The organism is Mesorhizobium sp. M1B.F.Ca.ET.045.04.1.1 (genome assembly GCF_003952465.1).
GTDB classification, from domain to species: Bacteria; Pseudomonadota; Alphaproteobacteria; order Rhizobiales; family Rhizobiaceae; genus Mesorhizobium; species Mesorhizobium shonense.
In genome coordinates, this window is the sequence record NZ_CP034448.1 from 6,756,969 (window position 1) to 6,775,004 (window position 18,036).

Here is an 18,036-nt window from a genome sequence, read left to right on the forward strand (position 1 = left end):
GACCTCAGTTCGCGAGCCTGGTGGCGGAGAATTCGATCCGCCGGTTGAGCGCCTTGTTCTTGGGCGTATCGTTGGCGGCGACCGGCCGTTCCTCGCCATAGCCGGCGGCGCTGATCTGGTTGCGCGGCACGCCGTCGGCGACCAGCGCGTCGGCGACCGCCTGGGCCCGCCGCTCGGAGAGCGCCTTGTTCGCCTCTGGCGATCCGTCGGAGTCGGTGTAGCCGGACACCTCGACCTTGAGGGCCGGGCATTTGCCGACGACGCCTTCGACCTCCGCCAGCAGCGGGCGGCTCTTGGCATCGAGCCTTGCGCTCGCCTGCCGGAAGTAGATGGCGCCGGTGCGCGAGAGCACGGCGAACCTGTTGAGGCACTCCTCGTCGCTGAAATTCGATTTCGCGGCATCGGTGGCGACGGGCCCGACATCGGCCGCACTTGCCGCGACGGTCTGGACCGCGGCCGGCTTGCTGCCGTCGGCGGTGAAGACGAAATCGAAGGACACAGATGCGGTCGGCACGATGTTGGTGACATTGGCCGCCTGCTGCAGCTTGTCGACGTTGGGCAGCAGGCCGAAATCCTCGACATGCACCGCGACCGGCGCTTCCGAAGCGACGGAGACCTGGGTGTCACTGATCATGGTGACGACGATGCTGGCTTCAAGGTCCTTGTCGACGCCGTGCAGGCTGAGGCGGAAGGGCAAGGTTGCCTTGATCCTGCGTTTGGCCGGCAGGTCGGCGAATGCGGCGGGGTCCACCTTCGCCGTCAGTTCGGCGGTCGGGTACTTGAAGGTCTCGAAGAACAGGAAGCGCATGCGGACGTTGCGAAGGTCGACGCCGGTGTCGACCGAATTGAGGTCGAAGCTGACCTTTGCATCGCCGGCCGCGCTCAGCGTGCCGGTGATGTTGCGGATCTTGTTGGTCTCGACGATCGTGTTCTTCTTGACCGACTGGTAGGTGAGCACCGAGGCGGAAGGATCGAGCGTCCAGTTCGGCACTGCGTTGGCGGCTTGTGGCTCGAATAGCAGCAAAGCGGACAGCGCGGCGACGATGAAAGCGGCGGCCCGCTCGGCGGTTTCCAACCGCATAGTCCGCCAGAATGCGACGACTTCGACCATGGAACGCCCCCCAAGGACAACCCTATATCGATACCGGCACGTGCCGAGAGCATAGAGGAGTTGCTCCCGCTTGGCGAGCGGTCGTGGTTGCTCTCCAAGTCTAAAATCCTGGCTGCGGAAATGGCTGACAAGACGGAGCCAGGCGAGCGATGGCGAGCAATGCCAAGGTCAAAAGCCACGTCGCGACGGGCTGGCGGCCGTCAAACGCTCATCCCCAACCACCGCTACCACCACCACTACCGCCGCCACCACCGCCACCGCCACCCAGAGGTGGCACGACGACAGGTGTGGTTTCTTCCTGAACGGGTTTGATCAGTTTCTTGGCAGCGGCCTTTCTCTGCGTGACGACCTTTTTCTGCGTGACGACCTTTGGCGCGGTCGTCGTGCGGACGACCTTCGTCCTGTGCTTCACCGTCGGGGTCGGCTCGACGGTGGGCGTCATGGTCGTGCAGCCCGCGACAGCCAGAGCACCGGATAGGATTGTTGCGACGATTGCCTGTTTCGATGCCCAGCCCACCGCATTGCCTCCTTGCTGATCAGAACAAGTCCCGACGCGGATTGGCTTGTTCCCAGACCGCCCTGGCCGTCTTGACCAGTTGGTCGTCCAACGAGCCGTCCGCCGAAATCTTCGATTTGAGTTCTCCACGCAGCTGTTTCAGGGCCGCCGTTTTCGCCTTGGCTCCGAATTTCGCCAGCGTGCTCCTTGCATCCGGAATTTCGTTGCGAAGATCGAGCGCTGCCGCGAATGCAAGGTAGCGCACGGCCACCGCCTGGTCGGCCTTGTCGCCCCTTTGCATCTCCAAGGCCGCGCGATCATAGGCAGCCGACTGGTCGCCGCGACCGGTCGCCAGCTCGAACAGCCTTTGCGCTTCGGCAAGATCCTGCTGAACGCCGACGCCGTCCCTGTACATGCGTGCCAGGCTGCCGGGAGCGTAGGGCTGGCCAAGATCCATGGACTTCTGGAAAAGCGACTGCGCCTGCTTGGGATCCTTCTCGACCCCCGTGCCGGCGAGATAATTGCGACCAAGCAGGTTCATCGAATACATGTCCTGCCGTTCGACGCCGGCCTTGAGGAAAGCCACGGCGCGAGCCGGATCGGCGGGCACGCCGTTACGACCTTCCGTGAAGATCGCGGCAAGATCGTTCATGGCATAGGTGTGCCCCATCGCCGCCGCCTTGAGCAGCAGGTCCAGGCCCTTGCCGGTGTCACGCTCCACGCCGTAGCCGTTGAACAAGGCGCGGCCCCATGACGTCATCCCGTAGGGATCGCCCTTGTCGGACGCCGCCGCGTAGAAGGTGTTGGCCTGCTTGCGATTGGCAGGCATCCCCGTTCCGGTCGCGTTGAGGTAGCCAAGCTCGAACACCGCGCGGACATGACCTTTGTCGGCCGCCTCCTGAATGGCCTTCCTGGCCTCGTCGACCTTGCCGACAACAAGCAGCGCCCGACCGAGCTGGTAGCGGAAGCGGGCGACGTCCGGATAGGCTTTGACCGCCGCCCGGCAGACGTCCACGGCGTTGCTGCTGATTTCGTTCGGCAGCAGGCCCGGGACGACGCCCTGCAGGTCGAGAGGTTCGCCGGCCTCCCTGTCGCAGGGCTCGACGCTGGCGACAGCCATCGCGCTGTGACGTAGCGTGTCGACCGACACATGAGTGGTTTGGCTTCGCCTATCTGGGGTTCGTAGCGCAGATGGTCGACTTCATCGGCCATCAGGCTGGAGTCCGGAGACAGGGTCCGGTCCGGCAGCGACAGCGTGCCCGTCGCCGGATAGCTCGCGAACTTCAGGCTGACCGCGGGATCCTTGGTCGGGAAATCGATCTTCAGCGGAACGGGACCGACACCGACAGGGACGGCGATGTCGTGGTTCTCGATCGCCTCGGCGGCGCCGGCGATGTGGATGCCGCGCTCCAACACCTGCTGCTTCTGCTCTGCCTCGAGCGAGGCGACGAGCTGCTGCCCCTCGGCGCCCTCGCCGTTCTTGACCCGGAACACCAGGATGCCCTGGGATTGGCCGCCCCAATTGTCGCGCGTGGCATAGGCGAGCATGTCGACCTCTTCCTGCGCGCCGGAGCCCTTCGGCACGTCCATCTCGAGGCGCGGCAGGTCCTTGCCGGCGATCGGCTGGCCGGTAGCGACAGGCTTGCCGTCCAGCATCAGGCGTCCAAGCGCCGGCGGTCTTTCGATGCTGACGGTGACCGCGCCGCCATCGACATCGACCGGCTCCGGCAGGTCGAGCGCGACGGGCCCGACGCCCGACGGCACAACCTTCTCCAGCACCGGCGGCAGCGCGGGTCGGCTGGCGCGGCGCATCAGCACCACCTCGTCGATCAGCGAGGAGTTTTCCCACGGAACCTGCTTGCCGTCGGTGGCCTTGACCACGTCGCGGCGAACCGCCGCCATCACTGTGCGTATCTCCTGGTTCGGCGCCAGCGCGCGGCGGGAAAAGGCGGACGAGAAGGGACTGAGATCGCCGGTTCCATCATAGGCAACCGCTCCCGGCTCGGTGGCAAAGGCAATGAGCGTATTCAGCGAGCTCTTCACCTGCGCAAGGCCGGCGCCGCCGGCGGCGATCAGCTGGTCGCGCAGCCAATAATCCTTGCGCGGAAACGGATTGTTGCGGCAGGCATCTAGGATGATCACCTGGATCTTCGACTTCGAGCGCAGTTGCTCCAGCACGTCGTCGAGCTTGATGGCCTGAACCTCGATGTCGGCCGCGGCCTTGAGCGAGGCATCGACCGGGATCAGGAAATTCTCGCCGCCGATCTGAAAGCCGTGGCCCGAATAGTAGACGACCGCGAGATCGGCGCCATCCGCCGCCGCAAGATAGTTGCGGAACTGCTCCTCGAACTGGAGCTTGGTGAGATCCTTGGCAACGAACACGTCGAAGCCGGCCAGGCGGAACGTGGTCGACACATCCTCGGCATCCTTGTCCGGGTTCTTGAGTGCCGGGATGCCGCGGTATTGGGAATTGCCGATCACAAAGGCAACCCTGCGATCGGCGTGCGCTTCGAACGCCATGAAGCCCATGAGGACCAAGGCTGCAAGGAACGCGCAGCATCGCAGCATGGCAAATCCTTAACTGCTATGACCTGTCGGCCACAGGAATGCAGCTTGCGGCGCCGAGGTCTGTTAAAGAGTTCACAATCTGCCAAGACGGAGCAGACCGCATGCATAACGACAACAGGCATGCGTCTTATCCAATCAAGTTCTAAAATACTCCAGAGACATGGTGGCTGCAATGACGCTGCGCTGCGTCCAGGAGCGGCGTGGCACATTTGCACGGCGCCGATCTTGGGATAGATGCAAGGACATGACAGCGAGAGTGATCGTCCTCGACGCCAGGCCGCTCAGCGCGGCCGATGTCGCCGAGATCGCGCGGCGCAACGCCCGCCTCGTGCTTGGCGAGGAGGCCGTGCGCCGCATCCGCGCCAGCCGCGCGCTCGTCGAGCGCCTCACGCAGCTCGGCAAGCCGCTCTATGGCGTCACCACCGGGCTCGGCGCCTGTGTCGACACGCCGCTCGCCGAGGCCGATCTGGTCGCCTTCCAGCACAGCGTGCCGCTCAGCCATTCGATGGGCGCCGGCCCTGCCCTGCCGACCGAAGCGGTGCGGGCGCTGATGACGGCGCGCATTTCCGGAATGGCCGCCGGCGGCACCGGCGCCTCCGAGCGGGTCATCATGGGCCTGCTTGCGGCGCTCAACGCCGGCGTCCATCCGGTGATCCCTAGCTGGGGATCGATCGGGGCGGCGGATCTCGCGCCGCTCGGCCACATGGCGAGGGCGCTTGGCGGCGACGGCGATGCAGAATTCCAGGGCAGGGTCATGCCGGCCGCCGAAGCGCTGAAGCTTGCCGGGCTCGAGCCGCTCGACCTGCGCGAGAAGGACGGCCACGCCATCATCGTCGCCAACAGCCTTTCGACCGGAACGGCGTGCCTCGCCCTCGAGGACGTCGCTTACCTCATCGACTGGTCGCTGGCAGCCGTGGCTCTCAACTATGAAGCGTTCCGGGCGTCCCTCAAGGCCATCGACGAGGACGCCTTGGCCGCGCGGCCGGCATTCGGCCAATGCGAGATCGGCGCGCGGCTGAGGGCGGAGCTGGCCGGAAGCGGGCTTTGGCACGACACCGCCGCGCGGCGCCTTCAGGATCCGCTGAGCTTCCGCTGCGTGCCGCAGGTGTGGGGCGGCCTGCTGCACGCCTACGAGCAGGCCAGGCTGGCCACGGAGATCGAGCTCGGCCATTCGGGCGACAACCCGGTGATCCTGCTCGAGGCCGAACGGGTCGTTTCAAACGGCAATTTCGACCTCACCGCCTTCACGCTGGCCTGGGAACAGCTGGGGCAGGCGCTCGCGCATTGCGCGGTCGCCACCGCCAACCGCTCGATGAAGCTGATGTCGCCGACGGTGGCGGAGCTGCCGCGCTTCCTGTCGGCCAGGGGCGGCAGCCGCCAGGGCTATGCGGAACTGCAGAAACCGGTCGCCGCACTGGAGGCAGAGATCCGGCACCTCGCCAACCCGATGTCGCTCAGCCCGCTTGCGGTTTCGGACGGCATCGAGGACCAGTCGTCGATGGCGCCGCGGGTGGTGGCCAAGACCGCCGGCATCATCGAGCGGCTGTGCTATCTCGTTGCGATGGAGCTGATCTTCGCGGCGACCGGCGTGGAGTTGCGCGGCGTGGTCGACAGCATGGGCGAAGGTCCGCAACGCAGCTATGCCGCTGTCCGTGCTCTGGTCGCCCCGCTCGACGACGACCGCGAAATGAGCGCGGACATGGCGCGGGTCGCGCGGATGGTGGCGGGGCCGCGGTTCTGAATCGGACCTTCCCCAAGGAGCCCGCTGCACGCCCTCTACTTCGCCAGCCGCGCTGCGTGCCACTTCAAATGGTCGTCCATGAAGGTCGACATGAAGTTGTAGGAATGGTCGTAGCCTTCCTGCATGCGCAGCGTCAGCGCGATGCCTGCCTTTCTGCAGGCGTCCTCGAGCAGCCACGGACGCAGACCATCCTGGAGGAAGCCGTCGGCTGTGCCCTGGTCGACGAGCAGCTCACCGTAACGATGGCCATCCTCTATCAGCAGCGTAGCGTCATAGGCGCGCCAGCTCTTTTCGTCCGGCCCGAGATATTTCTCGAGCGCCGGCCGCGACCAGCCCGCGGTGGTCGGCTGCACGATCGGCGCGAAGGCCGAGCAGCTCCGGTACCGTTCCGGGTTCCTCAGCGCGATCGTCAGCGCGCCGTGCCCGCCCATCGAATGGCCGAAGATCGCCTGGCGTGACATATCGACCGGAAAGTTCGCGGCGACCAGCGCCGGCAGTTCCTCGGTGACGTAGGAATACATGCGGTAGTTTTTCGCATAGGGCGCCTGCGTGGCGTCGACGTAGAAGCCGGCGCCACAGCCGAACTGCCAATTGTCCTTTTCGTCGGGAACATCGGGGCCGCGCGGGCTGGTGTCGGGGCAGACGATGACGAGCCCCAGCTCGGATGCCATGCGGCGGTATTCGCCCTTGTCCATGACATTGGCGTGCGTGCAGGTCAGGCCGGACAGATACCAGAGCACCGGCACATGGCCCTTTGCGGCCTGGGGCGGCGCGAAAACGGCAAAGGTCATGTCGCAGGCGCAGGTCTCCGAGACGTGCGAGTAGACGCCCTGGACACCGCCATGCGATTTGGACGTTGAAAGAACTTTCATCGGCTCCGCCTTCCTGTCATCTGTCTCGGCCCGGCATAGCCGCCAGACCTCGCGCTCGCAACCTTGCACCTCGCGAAAACGATATCGACGGCGCGATCGAGCCACAGAACGGCGGACGCTTCCTCCACTCTACTCCGCAGCCAACGCCGGCAGCCGCTCTCTTGTTATGCGTCGCCTCCCGGGCGAGCCTTGTTCTAGGGTCGGCAACAGCGCATCCGGGCCGGATCGCAAAAAGAAGTCTTTTTCTGTCCTTTGCTTCGCCGAAACCGAAGCAGGCGCCTTGCGGCCGCTGGCGTGCGAGGCAGGGAAACGCTTTCAAGGACTTACGATCGGAAAACTTGCCTCTCGCCTTACCCCGATCGGGGTTCCGCCTTGCAATGATGGCTCAAGCAATCGGATCGGCGGGCTAAGGAGCGGATCGCGGCGCATTGCCGCTCACCGGCATCGTCAAGCGATAAGCTGGTCGATCCTGATCGGCAGGTCGCGGATGCGCTTGCCCGTTGCGTGGTAAACCGCGCTGGCAACGGCGGCGGCGGTGCCGACATTGCCTAGCTCGCCCAGGCCCTTGACACCGGCCGGATTGACCGCGTGGTCCACTTCCGGGACCAGGATGACCTGCAGGTCCTTGATGTCGGCGTTGACCGGCACGAGGTAATCCTGCAGGTCGCGGTTGACGTAGCGGGCATAGCGCTGGTCGACCTCGGTCGCCTCATGCAGCGCCTGGCCGATGCCCCAGATCATGCCGCCCATCAGCTGGCTGCGCGCGGTGCGCGTGTTCATGATGCGGCCGGCCGCGAACGCGCCGACGATGCGCGGCACCCGGATTTCCCGCGTATGGCGGTTGATGCGAACTTCGACGAATTCGGCGCCGAAGGCGTATTTCACCGAATCCTCGTCCTGATCGCCGCCATGGAATTCCGGCAGGCCGGCGTAGAGCTTCTTCAGCGCCCCAGGCGTCGCGCCCTTGGGCGCGAACTCGGCATATTCGTCTATCGCGCCGACTTGCATGATCTTGAAGACATCCTCGATCTTCGCCGAGGCGCCGCCCTTCGCAACGATCTTGCCATCGGCGAAGTCCAGTTCCTCGTTGTGGGAACCGGCAAGCGGAGCGCCCTCGTTTGTCGCGGCCGCGGCAAGCTTCGTCCGGATCGCATCGCAGGCCTTCAGCACCGCCGAGCAGACGCTCGCGGTGGAAATCGAGCCGCCCGACACCGGGGCCGGAGGCAGGCTGCTGTCGCCCATCTCGACATTCACCTTTCCGATCGGGACGCCAAGACGTTCCGAAGCCATCTGGCCGGCCACGGTGCGGACGCCGGTGCCGATCTCGTGCGAGCCGCATTGCACACGCACTTCGCCGTCGGACGTCAGGCGCACGCGCGCCGCGCAGGGCGCCGCGGCGGTTGGATAAATCGCCGTGGCGCAGCCCATGCCGACCAGCCAGTCGCCATCGCGCATCGCTCCGACCTTCGGGTCCCGCTTCGTCCAGCCGAAGGCGTCGGCCGCCTGTTCGTAGCACTGGATCAGCGAGCGGCTGGAGAACGGCTTCTTCCCGATCGGTTCCGTCTTTGGTTCATTGATGCGGCGGAACTCGACCGGATCCATGCCGAGCGCCACCGCCATCTCGTCCATGGCGTTTTCCAGCGCGTAGACGTAAGGCGTCTCGGGCGGCGAGCGCATGTAGCCCGGCGTGTTGCGGTCGGCCTCGACCAGCGAGACATGGGTCAGCACCGAGCCGTAATCGTACATGCGGCCGGTCGCCGACGTGCCGCCGACGACATAGGCGTCCGTGCGAGACGTCATTTCCCAGCCTTCATGCGCGAAAGCAGTGATATGGCCGTCCCTGCCGGCGCCGATCCGGATGCGGTGTCTAGTTTCGGCCCGGTAGGTCTGTGTGCCGAAGGCCTGCATGCGGCTCGTCACGCAACGCACCGGCCTGCCGAGCCGCTTTGCGGCGACGGCGACAATCGCGGTGCGCGGCGTCATCGGCCCTTTCGAGCCGAACGCGCCGCCGATGAAGGGGCTGAGAATGCGCACATTCGCCGGATCGAGCTTCAGCTGCCTGGCAAGCTCGACCTTCCAACCGGTGACGTTCTGCGACGGCTCATGGACGACAAGCTGATCGCCCTGCCAGAGCGCCGTCGTCGAGAACAGCTCGATCGGATTGTGATGCTGGGTCGGCGTCGAATAGCGCGCGTCGATCTTGACCGGAGCCGCCGCATAGGCGGCGTCGAAATCGCCCGCTTTGACGTCCTCCTTCAGCATCGGGCTCTTGCCGGCAGCGGGGACGGTCTTCGTTCCAGGGCTGTCGAAGCTTGCCGTCGGCTTCTCCTCCTCATACTCGGCGCGGATCAGCTGCGCGGCCTCTTCGGCCGCCTCGAATGTCTCGGCAACGGCCAAGGCGATGATCTGCCCATCGTGGAAGATCGTCCGGTCGTGCAGCGGTCCGACCGAGGTTGCGCTGCCATTGCCGAACTTCGGCCTGTCGACCCTATCCATGTCACCGTATGTCACGATATCGAGCAGGCCCGGCACCGCGCGAGCCTCATCGAGATGAAGCTTGGTCACTCTGCCTTTGGCGATGCTGCTCGTTGCAAGCGCGCCATAGGCGAGGTTGGCCGTCGGCAGATCGGCTGGGTAGCCGGCCTGCCCGGTGACTTTCAGCCGCGCATCGACGCGCGGCAGCGGTTCGCCCTGGTTTTCCCTGGGTTTCGGAGCGGCTGCGTCCATGGTCACACCTTCATGTCTCGGGTTTCGAGCAGCGCGCGCACCAGCGTTCGTTTGCCGAGTTCGACTTTGAACGCGTTGTGCTGGCGCGGTTCGGCATCGGCAAAGGCGGCTTTCGCCGCCTCACTTGCCGACGCCTGGTCGAGTTTCTTGCCTTGCAAGGCCGCTTCGGCTTCCTTGGCGCGCCAGGGCACCGTCGCCACGCCGCCGAGCGCGATGCGCGCCTCGCGGACGCTGTCGCCGTCGAGGTCGAGCGCGACAGCCGCCGAGGCCAGCGCAAAGGCATAAGATTCGCGGTCGCGGATCTTCAGGTAGCGCGAACGCCTGGCCCACGGCATGGCGGGCACTTCGATGGCGGTGATGATCTCGTCGGCCGCGAGATCGGTCTCGATATGCGGCGTGTCGCGAGGCAGCCGATGCAGCCTGGCGAAGAGAATTTTGCGCGCTCCGCGCGAGCCCTCGGCCCGAATGACGGCATCGAGCGCGATCAAGGCCTGGGCGAAGTCGCCATGATAGGTGGCGATGCAGGCGTCGCTGGCGCCCAGCACCGCGTGCTGGCGGTTGAAGCCCTCCATTGCGGCGCAGCCCGAGCCCGGCACGCGCTTGTTGCAGGCCCATGAGGTCTCGCGGAAATATTCGCAGCGCGTTCGCTGCAGCACGTTGCCGGCAAGGCTCGCCATGTTGCGGATCTGGCCGCTTGCCGCCAATCTCAAACTATCGGCAATGACCGGATAGCGGCGTTTGACTTCAGTGTTGTCGGCGGCTTCCCCCATCCGCACCAGGGCGCCGAAACGGATGCCGTCGTCGGTGACCCTGATCTGTCTGAGCGCAGGCTCTTCGAGCCGGTTGAGATCCAGCACACGGTTGGGTGCGGCGACACCGAGCTTCATATAGTCGGCGAGATTGGTGCCGCCGGCGATGAACTGCGCGTTCGCCCGCGTCGGCTGATCGTCGTTGGTCGTAAAGCGGGATGCGACGGCGACTGCGGCCGAAATATCCGCCGGCTGTTCATAGATGAAAGGACGCATCGTCAGGCCCCCCTCGTCTGGTCACGCGCCTGGACGATCGCGGCGACGATGTTCGGATAGGCCGCGCAGCGGCAGATGTTGCCGCTCATAAACTCGCGGATGTCGTCCTCGGAGTTCGCGTGGCCCTCGTTGATGCAGCCGATGGCCGACATGATCTGACCCGGCGTGCAGTAGCCGCACTGGAAGGCGTCGTGGTCGATGAAGGCCTGCTGCATCGGATGCAGCTTGCCGTCGCTCGATGCAAGCCCCTCCACCGTCGTCACCTCCTTGCCCTGGTTCATCACGGCGAAGCTGAGGCAGGAGAGCACCCGTTTTCCGTCGACGAGCACCGTGCAGGCACCGCACTGGCCGTGGTCGCAGCCCTTCTTCGTGCCGGTCAGGCCGACATGATCGCGCAACGCATCCAGCAGGCTCGTCCTTGTATCCAGCGAAAGCTCGTAAGGCTGCTTGTTGATGCGCAGCGATATGGCGACCGCTTCCCTGAGTTTGGAACGGGTCGCAACCGGCGCTTCCGCCTTCGCCACGGAGGTCAGCAACGGCGCGGCAGCGGCGGCTGAAACGGTTCCGGTCATGAAGCTTCGTCGGCTGAGGCCAGTCGCGCTCGAGGCGGGGTTTGGGGACATGGCTCGCTCCCTGGCTGGCTGGGTATCAGCGCTAACCTCTCAGCCAGGGCATTGTTCCGGATTTATCCGCGCAGAAGCAGGTCACGAAAGAGTGACCTGGAACCTTCCAGGGCATCACGATGAACCGGTATCAGGGATTTTGAGGCAAAGCCGGTTGTGACGGCAAAGGAACCTTTCCGAATGCCGGAGGTTGACCCTCGGCCTGGCGATGCGCGGCGGCGCCGCGCAAGATCCCATGCGAGCAATTCCAGGAAAAGCGCGCAGCGGTTTTCCATCCGGAATCGCGGAAGAACAAATACTTCGATCGAAAGGCATGCCGGTGGATACGAATTCTCCAGTTGCCGAACCCGTGGACGAAACGCAGCGGCCGACGCGCCGCGCCGATACCCGAAGGGGTGCAGAGGCCGATGCCTCGAGGGATAAGGCCGACGCATCCCGTGGAGATGGGAGTGCTCCCCAGGACAAGCGACGCGGAAGCCTTTTCGGGTCCATCAAACGGCACCCTGTCACAGCGGGAACCGTCCTGCTTGTCGTCCTGCTGGTCGCGGCCGGCGCAGTGCTCTGGTGGCTGAACGCGCGCAACTACGAATGGACGGACGACGCCTTCATCGACGCGCGCACGGTGACCGTCGGCGCCGAAATCGCCGGCCGCATCACGGAGGTGGCCGTCACCGACAATCAGCCCGTCGAGGCGGGCGCGGTCCTGCTTCGCATCGACGACAGCGACTACCAGGCTTCGCTCAAGCAGGCGCAGGCCAGCGTGGCGGCGGCGCAGGCCGAGATCACCAATGTCGAGGCCCAGACCCAGGCGCAGAACGCCAAGATCGATGCCGCGCAAAAGCAAGTCGCCCAGGCACAGGCGGCGCTGGAATTCGCCAAGTCGGAGGATCAGCGCAACCGCGAGCTGCTGGCCAGGGGCACCGCCACCCAGCAGCAGGCACAGCAGGCCGCGTCAACACTGCGCCAGGACCAGGCCGCCCTCGATACGGCCACGGCGAATGCAGGGGCTGCGAAAAGCCAGCTCGCCGTGCTGCAGGCGCAGGGCAAAAGCGCCGAAGCCAAACTGCAGCAGGAGCGCGCCAGCGAGGATCAGGCCAGGACCACGCTCATGCGCACCACTATCGTGGCCCCGGTCGCCGGCCGGGCGACCAACATCACCGTTGCAAGAGGCACCTACGCGCAGCCCGGGCAGGTGCTGATGATGTTCGTTCCGAAGGACGTCTGGGTGAAGGCCAATTTCAAGGAGACCCAGCTCGGCCTGATGCGGCCCGGCCAGCCGGTCGACATCGCCATCGATGCCTATCCGGAAAGGACCTTCCATGGCCGTGTCGATAGCGTGCAGGCCGGCAGCGGCACCGCCTTCAGCCTGCTGCCGGCCGAGAACGCGACCGGCAATTTCGTCAAGGTCGTCCAGCGCGTGCCGGTCAAGATCGTCTTCGACAAGCCGCCGGATGCCTATCTCGGTCCGGGCATGTCGGTGGTGCCGACGGTCACGGTGCGATGACTGATGCGGCACTGGCCCAGGGCGGCGAAAGCCGCTCCGCCGCCGGCGGGCGCAACCCCTGGCTCATCGCGGTCGTCGTCTCCATCGCGACCTTCATGATGGTGCTCGACACCTCTATCGCCAACGTCGCGTTGCGCAACATCGCCGGCAGCCTTGCCGCCGGGATAGACGAGAGCACCTGGGTCATCACCACCTATCTCGTCGCCAACTCGGTCATCATTCCAATCAGCGGCTGGCTAGCCGACGTCATCGGCCGCAAGCGCTACTATATGCTCTGCGTCGCCACCTTCACCGGCGCTTCGCTGCTCTGCGGCCTGGCGCCAAATCTCCAAATGCTGATCCTGTTCCGCATCCTCCAGGGGCTTGGCGGCGGCGGCATGGCGCCGAGCGAGCAATCGATCCTCGCCGATACCTTCCCGCCCGAAAAGCGCTCGCAGGCCTTCGCGCTCTACGGCATCGCGGTCATCGTCGCGCCGACGGTCGGCCCGACGATCGGGGGATGGCTGACGGACAATTTCTCCTGGCATTGGATCTTCTTCATCAATGTTCCCTTCGGCATTCTCTCGCTGGCGCTCGTGCAATGGCTGGTGGTCGAGCCGGACGTGCTGGAACGCGAGCGCCGGGAGAGGCTGAAAGGCGGCCTCAAGGTGGATTGGATCGGCTTCATCCTGGTGGTGCTGGCGCTCGGATGCCTGGAAGTCTTCCTCGACGAGGGCCAGCGCAACGACTGGTTTTCCTCGAGCTTCATCACCAGCTTCGCGGTGATCTCCGCCGTCTCGTTGCTCATCCTGATCCCCTGGGAGCTGACGCGCCGCGATCCGATCGTCGACATGCGGCTCTTGTTCATGCGCCAGTTCGGCACGTCGTTCCTGGTCATGATGGCGGTGGGCGCGGTGCTCTACAGCACGACGCAGCTCCTGCCGCAGTTGCAGCAGACCGCGTTCGACTATACCGCGACATGGTCGGGGCTCTCGATGATGCCGGGCGGCATCGCCATGCTGATGCTGATGCCGATTTCGGGCTTTGCCTCAGGTTTCGTGCAGCCGAAATACCTGATCATAATGGGCATGTCGGCGGTGGCGATAGCACTCTGGCATCTGACCTCGCTGGCGCCGGATGCGAGCTTCAGCTTCTTTGCCTTTGCCCGCCTCTTCATGATGGCTGGCCTGCCCTTCCTGTTCATCCCGATCTCGACGGCCGCCTATCTCGGCCTGCCGCCGAGGAAGACCAACCAGGCTTCGGCGCTGATCAATGTCGCCCGCAACATCGGCGGCAGCATCGGCGTCTCGCTGACCAACACGGTGATCGCGCAGAACGCGCAACTGCATCAATCGAACCTGATCGCAAACACTGCACAATCATCGTCCACGTATCAGCAGACGCTGCGGCAGGTCAGCGAATTCTTCACCGCGCAAGGCTCCCCCGCCGTCGAGGCCAAGGCGCAAGCGGTCGGCTGGGTGGGCCAACTGATCGGCCGCCAGGCGACGCTCCTCGCCTATGTCGACGTCTTCCGCTACACGGCGATCGCCACCGCGGTGCTCGTGCCTCTGGCGCTTCTGTTGCGGTCGCCCAAGGCGTCCCAGCCGCCGAAATAGCTCACCGGTTCTGGTGAAGGATCATTTCGGCGGCGATGAACCCCCAGGTCATGTTGGGGCCGAGCGTTGTTTCGAAGCGCCGTGCCGAATGCCGAGGTTTTGCCTAGTAGCCACGCCCCGGATCGACGACATTCGCCAAGGGCTCACCGCGCCGGTAGCGGGTCAGGTTGTCGGCGAACATGCGCGCGGACTTCACGTCCCAGCCGTCATAGACCGAGGAGCAATGCGGCGTGACGATCACGTTGTCGTAACCCCAAAGCGGATGCGCCGGCGGCAGCGGCTCGGTGGCGAAGACATCAAGAGCCGCGCCCTTGATCCTGCCGGCATCGAGCGCCGCAAGAAGTGCGGCTTCGTCGACGACACCGCCGCGGGACACGTCGATCAGCACCGCCGAAGGCTTCATCGCCGCGAAGGCCTCGCGTCCCACGATGCCGCGGGTGCTTTCGAGCAGCGGCACGGCACAGAGGATCAAATCGGCACGGCTCCACAGCTTGGGCAGATCCGCCATGCCGTGGACCTCATCGACGTGATCGGTCGCTTTCGGGCTGGCGCGCACGCCCAGCGTCGTCATGCCGAAAGCCTTGGCGCGACTGGCGACCGCCTGACCCGTCTTGCCGAGCCCAAGGATGAGCAGCGTCTTGCCCTGGATCGGCTCGACCTTGCCGGCCGTCCAGTTCCTGGCCGCCTGCTCGCGCGCGAAACCGCGCAGGCCGAGCGAGAAGGAAAGCATCGCGCCGAAGACATATTCCGCCATCATGTCGGCGGCGACGCCGGCCGAATTGGTCACCGTCACGCGCGCCGGGTTCCATGGGCGCAGATGATCGGTGCCGGAGCCGCCGACCGAGACCCAGCGTACCGTCTGGCTCTCGACCAGCGCCGCGCGCGGATAGCGCGATCCGCGGTCGAACTTGATGGTGAACAGCACTTCGGCGCCGGTGTCCGAAATCATGCCGGGCAGCGCCTCGTAGCTGTCGCAGCCGAGCACCATTAGATCGGGATGGGTTTCGGCGAGCACGGCCATCGGCCCGTCCGGCGCGTCGCTGCTTACGATGATTGTTGGCCGCGCGGACATTTCAGCCTCGCCTCGGACCGGGGATGTGATCGGCAAGAGAGCCCAGGGCTTCGAGCAAGGCCTTGCCTGCCTGCGGGGTGGTGTTCTCATGCGGCGCGCGCAGATTGAGCCAGCGGTGGTCGCCGGAGCGCACCGCAAGGGCCGCCTTCATGCCGCCGATCAGCCCGGCGTCCTGCACCGCCTTGCGAAATGCCTTGATGGCGGCATCGGCGGTGGACACGTCGCTGCCTGCGCGCGCGCCGTCATAGACGGCCCGGATCGCCTTGGCGTTGAGGTTGACGGAGGCGGAAATGCAGCCGGCCGCGCCGCCGGCCAGGCCTTGGGTGAGCTGGCCTTCGGAGCTCGGAAAGACGGAGACGTTCGGCGCCGCCGCGATCACGGCGGCGGTGTTGTCCCAGCTTCCGGCGCTGTCCTTGTAGGCGACGACGATGTCCGGGAAGGCCGCATTGAGCCGCGCCGTCAGCGCCGGCGATACCGGCACGCCGGAATTCTGCGGGATATGATAGAGGATCAGCTTGAGCTTCGGGCTGGCGACTTTCTCGATCAGTTCCGAATAGTAGCGGGCCTGCCCGTTGTCGCCTGCCGCCGTGTAGAAGAATGACGGCAGCACCATGACGCCGGCGCAGCCAAGCTCCAGGGCATGCTTGCTGAGCTCGACCGTGTCGGGCAGCGCGGTGACGCCGGTGCCAGGCATCATCTTGTCGGCCGGGATGCCGGCCTCGGCCAGCCACTCCAGCGCCTGCATGCGCTCGCGCGGCGACAGCGACAGCGCCTCTCCGGTCGTCCCGAACGGCGAAAGATAGTGCGCGCCCTGGGCAAGCACCCATTTGGCGTGGTTCACCCACAGGTCGCGGGCGACGCTGCCGTCTTTTTCGAAGGGCGTCAGGAGGGGCGCTATGACGCCTTGCACGCTGTTCATCGATGGTTCTCCCGGATCGTCGTATCGCTGGCGGCGAGCTTCGCCGCCGCGGCGACTGTTCTGACGAAGAAGGCTGTCGAGGCAGTGTCGAAGAAGACATCGAAGCCTCCCTCGCCCCGCACCAGCACGGCTTCGCGGTGGGCGACGCGCGTCTGCGCGATCTCGTCGTCGGCTGGCTAGTCTAAGCTCCTCGTATCGCGCGAAAAGCTCAAATAGAATTCTCACTCAAAGATCGGATCCGATATCTAAAGCATGTCTCCCGAAAGTGGGCCCGGTTTCAGGACGAAGACATGCTTAAAATCAAAAACCTAAAGCAGGTCGCGTGAATCCTTTTCACGCGACCTGCTTTAAAGGACCACCGACTCGCGATCGGCTGGAGCGCCTACCCCGATCGGGAACACCGTCCTTCCGCAAGCCAGATACGTTCCCGAAACCAGGAATATCATCAGCGTCGAATCAAGAATGTCGTGGCCGACAAGGATGCCGGTCTGCCCACCAACAAGGTATACTATGACGGTGATGACGATCATCGTCGCCCCAAATCGCTCCAGCGGGTCGGCACTGAAGCGTAAGACTCTTGTTGCGTTCCGGAGCGCAACGACGAAGATCGCCGCCAGCGCAAGGGCGCCAACAAGGCCGGCCTCCACAACCGCCGTCAAAAAGCCGTTGTGAAAGTGATTGAAACCTTGGTTCTCCCCAAACCGCTCCTTGAACCCCTGCTTCGTAAGCGCCCGACTTGCAGAAATGCCGTGGCCGAAAAGCGGGGCCTCGCGAAATGCATCGAGCCCTATGACCCAGAGCCCAACGCGCAATCCGAGCGGAGTGGAATGATCGCCTTCGGTAACAAGGGCGTTCCAGTCATCGAGCAGGACATGGGTGCGATCCACGACGATTGGGAACGCAATTGCCGCCGTCAACACGATCGAAACGCCGGCTATCGCCAGCAACCGCCTTATACTTGCCCGGGTGAACGTCTGGCGATTGATCGCGAGGACGGCGACAACGGCAATCAACAATGCCACCCAAACCGTACGCGAGCCCGAGTAGAGGGTCGCTACGACTCCGGCGAAGGCGGCGACAGTGAGTGGCCTCCAGGCTCTTTCTATCCCTGACAGAGCGCCTGAAAGGCACATCATCACGGCCAGACAAGTGACCGTCGCGAACACGATCGGATTTCCGGCTCCCCCTTCGGCCCTGAGCATCCCTATCCCGTAATATTGGATGAGTGCCAGCAACAGCGCGCCACAACATGCCGTTGCGCTCGCAAGCACGGCAATGCGCGCAAGGGTAGCCTTGTCGGTGATGCTCCAGGTCGAATAGGAGATCGGGAAGAACAGCAAGGTGATCAGCGGTAGAAAATGCGTAACGTCGGACCGCAGCGTGCCGTTGACGATCGAGGCCAGAACCATGGCCGCGCAGTAGGCATAGATCGCGACGGTCATCGCAGCCATGTGCCGGTCGATATTGAGGCGCCGCCGCCCGGCAACCAGCAGCAGGCCCGACCAGAATGCGCCGCCATGAAAAACGAAGCTCACCACCGATCCCAGCACAGGTGGCGAAAAAAAGCAGACCATGGAGAAGTAGGCGTTGATCTGCGTGGGTGTGAGATGCCGCCGGAACGATATGAACGGGTTCAATGCCTTGCTTCGCAATCCATCTAGGTTGCGAGCAGATCGTTCGAGCGATCCCCGCGTACCGTGCCTGGCCCCTTTTCGCCAAGTCGGTATATAGCCGCTGGCCTCAGTGTCCGATAGTGCGATACTGTGGCGGTCCGCTGGAACGG

General features: G+C 64.8%; 14 protein-coding genes and 2 pseudogenes. 3 read left to right on the forward strand and 13 right to left on the reverse strand.

The genetic code is table 11. The features are described from left to right. Positions 1-4 precede the first annotated feature (4 nt). The 5 genes and pseudogenes from EJ071_RS33565 to EJ071_RS39775 form a co-directional block, all read right to left on the reverse strand. Entirely contained in the window at positions 5-1,111 is a 1,107-nt protein-coding gene (locus tag EJ071_RS33565) for an OmpA family protein (protein WP_126101701.1), read from the reverse strand. A 208-nt stretch (positions 1,112-1,319) separates the two neighbouring features. Next, positions 1,320-1,628 (reverse strand): hypothetical protein, encoded by a 309-nt coding sequence (locus EJ071_RS33570; protein WP_126101702.1) that lies wholly within the window; start codon positions 1,626-1,628, stop codon positions 1,320-1,322. 19 nt (positions 1,629-1,647) lie between these two features. Beyond that, positions 1,648-2,436 (reverse strand): tetratricopeptide repeat protein, encoded by a 789-nt coding sequence (locus tag EJ071_RS39765; RefSeq protein WP_245460376.1) that lies wholly within the window; start codon positions 2,434-2,436, stop codon positions 1,648-1,650. 27 nt (positions 2,437-2,463) lie between these two features. Then, a pseudogene (locus EJ071_RS39770) lies at positions 2,464-2,727 on the reverse strand (tetratricopeptide repeat protein); the annotation flags it as partial. Between the two features lie 758 nt (positions 2,728-3,485). After that, positions 3,486-4,175: pseudogene (locus EJ071_RS39775) on the reverse strand (caspase family protein); the annotation flags it as partial. Positions 4,176-4,419: 244 nt separating this feature from the next. Between EJ071_RS39775 and hutH the strand changes: the two are divergent. Beyond that, on the forward strand, positions 4,420-5,916 hold the full coding sequence (gene hutH / locus EJ071_RS33580; protein ID WP_126101703.1) for a histidine ammonia-lyase: 1,497 nt from the start codon (positions 4,420-4,422) through the stop codon (positions 5,914-5,916). 35 nt (positions 5,917-5,951) lie between these two features. Here the strand turns inward: hutH and fghA are convergent, their stop codons facing one another. The 4 genes from fghA to EJ071_RS33600 form a co-directional block, all read right to left on the reverse strand. After that, positions 5,952-6,788 carry an S-formylglutathione hydrolase gene (gene fghA, locus EJ071_RS33585; protein ID WP_126101704.1) on the reverse strand — a complete coding sequence of 279 codons (837 nt, stop codon included), beginning with the start codon at positions 6,786-6,788 and terminating at the stop codon, positions 5,952-5,954. A 447-nt stretch (positions 6,789-7,235) separates the two neighbouring features. Then, positions 7,236-9,515 carry a xanthine dehydrogenase family protein molybdopterin-binding subunit gene (locus tag EJ071_RS33590; RefSeq protein WP_126101705.1) on the reverse strand — a complete coding sequence of 760 codons (2,280 nt, stop codon included), beginning with the start codon at positions 9,513-9,515 and terminating at the stop codon, positions 7,236-7,238. A 2-nt stretch (positions 9,516-9,517) separates the two neighbouring features. Further along, the gene (locus EJ071_RS33595; RefSeq protein ID WP_126101706.1) at positions 9,518-10,540 is read right to left on the reverse strand and encodes a xanthine dehydrogenase family protein subunit M; all 1,023 of its coding nucleotides are present in this window, start codon (positions 10,538-10,540) and stop codon (positions 9,518-9,520) included. A gap of 2 nt (positions 10,541-10,542) precedes the next feature. Then, positions 10,543-11,112 carry a (2Fe-2S)-binding protein gene (locus EJ071_RS33600; protein WP_189521326.1) on the reverse strand — a complete coding sequence of 190 codons (570 nt, stop codon included), beginning with the start codon at positions 11,110-11,112 and terminating at the stop codon, positions 10,543-10,545. A 607-nt stretch (positions 11,113-11,719) separates the two neighbouring features. On the opposite strand from EJ071_RS33600, the gene EJ071_RS33605 reads away from it, so the two are divergent. Both EJ071_RS33605 and EJ071_RS33610 read left to right on the forward strand, forming a co-directional pair. Next, a complete protein-coding gene (locus EJ071_RS33605; RefSeq protein ID WP_245460060.1) occupies positions 11,720-12,667 on the forward strand; it encodes an HlyD family secretion protein in 948 nt (315 codons plus the stop codon). Further along, entirely contained in the window at positions 12,664-14,262 is a 1,599-nt protein-coding gene (locus EJ071_RS33610) for a DHA2 family efflux MFS transporter permease subunit (protein ID WP_126101708.1), read from the forward strand. Before EJ071_RS33605 ends, EJ071_RS33610 begins: the two co-directional genes overlap by 4 nt. Positions 14,263-14,365: 103 nt before the next feature. Here the strand turns inward: EJ071_RS33610 and EJ071_RS33615 are convergent, their stop codons facing one another. The 4 genes from EJ071_RS33615 to EJ071_RS33625 form a co-directional block, all read right to left on the reverse strand. Next, the gene (locus EJ071_RS33615) at positions 14,366-15,334 is read right to left on the reverse strand and encodes a D-2-hydroxyacid dehydrogenase (protein WP_126101709.1); all 969 of its coding nucleotides are present in this window, start codon (positions 15,332-15,334) and stop codon (positions 14,366-14,368) included. Position 15,335: 1 nt separating this feature from the next. Next, complete coding sequence (locus EJ071_RS33620) at positions 15,336-16,253, reverse strand: dihydrodipicolinate synthase family protein (RefSeq protein WP_126101710.1); 918 nt, start codon at positions 16,251-16,253, stop codon at positions 15,336-15,338. Continuing rightward, complete coding sequence (locus tag EJ071_RS40145; RefSeq protein ID WP_281058886.1) at positions 16,250-16,375, reverse strand: hypothetical protein; 126 nt, start codon at positions 16,373-16,375, stop codon at positions 16,250-16,252. The genes EJ071_RS33620 and EJ071_RS40145 overlap by 4 nt, the downstream gene beginning before the upstream one ends. 225 nt (positions 16,376-16,600) lie before the next feature. Beyond that, the gene (locus EJ071_RS33625) at positions 16,601-17,890 is read right to left on the reverse strand and encodes an O-antigen ligase (RefSeq protein WP_126101711.1); all 1,290 of its coding nucleotides are present in this window, start codon (positions 17,888-17,890) and stop codon (positions 16,601-16,603) included. Between the last annotated feature and the right edge of the window lie 146 nt (positions 17,891-18,036).

What these genes read in the sequence shown, in the direction of transcription:
- EJ071_RS39765 (WP_245460376.1), bottom strand. Translation starts at nt 2,436, where the DNA reads ATGCCTGCCAATCGCAAGCAGGCCAACACCTTCTACGCGGCGGCGTCC.
- EJ071_RS33620 (WP_126101710.1), bottom strand. Translation starts at nt 16,253, where the DNA reads ATGAACAGCGTGCAAGGCGTCATAGCGCCCCTCCTGACGCCCTTCGAA.
- EJ071_RS33610 (WP_126101708.1), top strand. Translation starts at nt 12,664, where the DNA reads ATGACTGATGCGGCACTGGCCCAGGGCGGCGAAAGCCGCTCCGCCGCC.
- EJ071_RS33615 (WP_126101709.1), bottom strand. Translation starts at nt 15,334, where the DNA reads ATGTCCGCGCGGCCAACAATCATCGTAAGCAGCGACGCGCCGGACGGG.
- fghA (WP_126101704.1), bottom strand. Translation starts at nt 6,788, where the DNA reads ATGAAAGTTCTTTCAACGTCCAAATCGCATGGCGGTGTCCAGGGCGTC.
- EJ071_RS33590 (WP_126101705.1), bottom strand. Translation starts at nt 9,515, where the DNA reads ATGGACGCAGCCGCTCCGAAACCCAGGGAAAACCAGGGCGAACCGCTG.
- EJ071_RS33565 (WP_126101701.1), bottom strand. Translation starts at nt 1,111, where the DNA reads ATGGTCGAAGTCGTCGCATTCTGGCGGACTATGCGGTTGGAAACCGCC.
- hutH (WP_126101703.1), top strand. Translation starts at nt 4,420, where the DNA reads ATGACAGCGAGAGTGATCGTCCTCGACGCCAGGCCGCTCAGCGCGGCC.
- EJ071_RS33595 (WP_126101706.1), bottom strand. Translation starts at nt 10,540, where the DNA reads ATGCGTCCTTTCATCTATGAACAGCCGGCGGATATTTCGGCCGCAGTC.
- EJ071_RS33600 (WP_189521326.1), bottom strand. Translation starts at nt 11,112, where the DNA reads ATGACCGGAACCGTTTCAGCCGCCGCTGCCGCGCCGTTGCTGACCTCC.